Source organism: Oleiagrimonas sp. MCCC 1A03011 (genome assembly GCF_003267965.1).
In the GTDB taxonomy this organism is placed as follows: Bacteria; Pseudomonadota; Gammaproteobacteria; order Xanthomonadales; family Rhodanobacteraceae; genus Oleiagrimonas; species Oleiagrimonas citrea.
In genome coordinates this window covers 1-970 of sequence record NZ_MSPY01000039.1, presented here as the reverse complement: position 1 = coordinate 970, position 970 = coordinate 1, and the positions used below count along the sequence as shown (strand labels likewise).

The window sequence follows — 970 nt, the reverse complement described above, 5'->3', positions numbered from 1 at the left end:
GCTTTCCAGGCTGGATGTCCCGGATCGCCATGCCGTGCTCCTTGGCCCACATCACGAGCGCCTCTCCCAGAAATTCGGGGCCGTTGCCGGTGCGCAGTACTTGCGGGAGGCCATGATCACGACGCAGTTGCTCGAAGATGCGCACCAGACGGTGCGAGGTGATCGACGTATCCACCTCGATGTGCAGTGCCTCGCGATTGAAGTCGTCGACTACGTTGAAGGTCCAAAACCGCCGGCCGCAGGCCAAGGCATCGGACACGAAATCGGCGGACCAGACGACATCTGGCTCATTCGGCACGTACAGGGGAACGCGCTGCCGCTTGGGCAAGCGCCGTTTAGCGGTCCTTCGCAGATTCAATCGCATGGCCTTGTACACCCGATAGATTCGCTTGTGATTCCATTCCGGTCGCGTCCTGCGCAGCAGTTTGCGGCACTTCCAGAAACCGCGACTGGGGCGATCCTCCACCAGGCCGGCCAGCGCCGCGATCACCTCGGCGTCACGCACGGTCCAGTCCAATGGCGGTCGGTACCAGGCTGCTCGCGAGATTCCTACGCATGAACAGGACCGGACCACGGGACGACCATGCACCCTCGATCAGGTAGCGGGCCGCTTCGCGTTTGTGGGCCGGCCCTACAGTTTTTTTGTGATCAGATCCTTCATGGCCGCGTTGTCCAGCGCCAGCTCCGCGTACATGCGCTTGAGCCGGGCGTTTTCGGCCTCCAGGTCCTTGACCCGCTTAAGGTCCGACGCTTCCATGCCGCCGTACTTGGATTTCCACTTGTAGTAGGTCGGCGTACTGATGCCGGCCTGCCGGCAGATCTCCTTGACCGGGATGCCGGCGTCGGCCTGCTTGAGGATCGTCACGATCTGGTGCTCGGTGAATCGGGACTTCTTCATGGAACCTCCTGGTGGGTGAACCATGCCAGAAAGTTCTACTTTTGCGGTGTCTCGCTAGAGGGGAAGCTTACG

The 970-nt window shown here is 61.3% G+C and carries 2 protein-coding genes; both read right to left on the bottom strand.

All coding sequences use genetic code 11. From position 1 onward, the window contains the following. Positions 1-505, bottom strand: a 505-nt coding sequence (locus BTJ49_RS15255; protein WP_146742399.1) for a DDE-type integrase/transposase/recombinase, incomplete at its 3' end; no start/stop codon positions are given. A gap of 126 nt (positions 506-631) precedes the next feature. Continuing rightward, entirely contained in the window at positions 632-898 is a 267-nt protein-coding gene (locus BTJ49_RS15250; RefSeq protein ID WP_168184784.1) for a transposase, read from the bottom strand. Positions 899-970: the final 72 nt, after the last annotated feature.

What these genes read in the sequence shown, in the direction of transcription:
- BTJ49_RS15250 (WP_168184784.1), bottom strand. Translation starts at nt 898, where the DNA reads ATGAAGAAGTCCCGATTCACCGAGCACCAGATCGTGACGATCCTCAAG.